The sequence below is a fragment of the Oleiphilus sp. HI0066 genome, assembly GCF_001635725.1.
In genome coordinates, this window is record NZ_LWFH01001341.1 from 1 (window position 1) to 714 (window position 714).

Below are 714 nucleotides of genomic sequence, written 5' to 3' on the forward strand. Positions count from 1 at the left end.
GGTCCATTTGAATGTCCGGCAAATCCAGTACGCTATTGGTTATTCAATTAGTCTCCAATCCAACGATTTAATTCTCTGTGGCATCTGATTTATCCACACTAACTGAATGTCGAAAAAATCGTAATTTATTCAATATATTTGCTGACTGTTATATTCGGAGATTATTTTAATTGCAATCCATTGCATTGCGACAGCAAATAGGAAAATAGAGATTTTCAATGGGTACTGCATTCGGTTTCTCATGCCCTGTCGTGCATTTTATTTCACTTCTGCCGTTATCACCAAATCTAAGCGAGAAATATGAATAATGATTCAAAAGGGATGTTATACGGTCTGATTGGTATTCTCTCATTTGGTTTGACATTGCCTGTCACGCGCTACGTAATAGAGTATTTTTCTCCGATGTTCATAGGCCTCGGTAGAGCTACCGTGGCTGGTATTTTTGCGGCATTATTACTCATCATAACGAGGCAATCTGTCCCTTCAAAAGAACAGCTATACAAATTAATTATTGTTGCACTGGGCGTAGTCGTCGGTTTTCCTGTTCTTTCATCCGTTGCAATGCAAACTGTTCCTGCGTCACATGGAGGGGTTGTACTAGCAATACTACCTTTAGCAACTGCTATTGTTGGAGTCGTGATATCCAATGAAAAACCATCATTTGGATTTTGGGTTACAAGTGTTTTAGGAAGCATGCTAGTCGTTATTTATTCA

Annotated in this window: 1 protein-coding gene; it reads left to right on the forward strand. The window is 38.8% G+C overall.

The features are described from left to right. Positions 1 to 300 precede the first annotated feature (300 nt). The coding region (locus A3738_RS20180; protein ID WP_156504364.1) for a DMT family transporter at positions 301 to 714 on the forward strand (414 nt) is incomplete at its 3' end.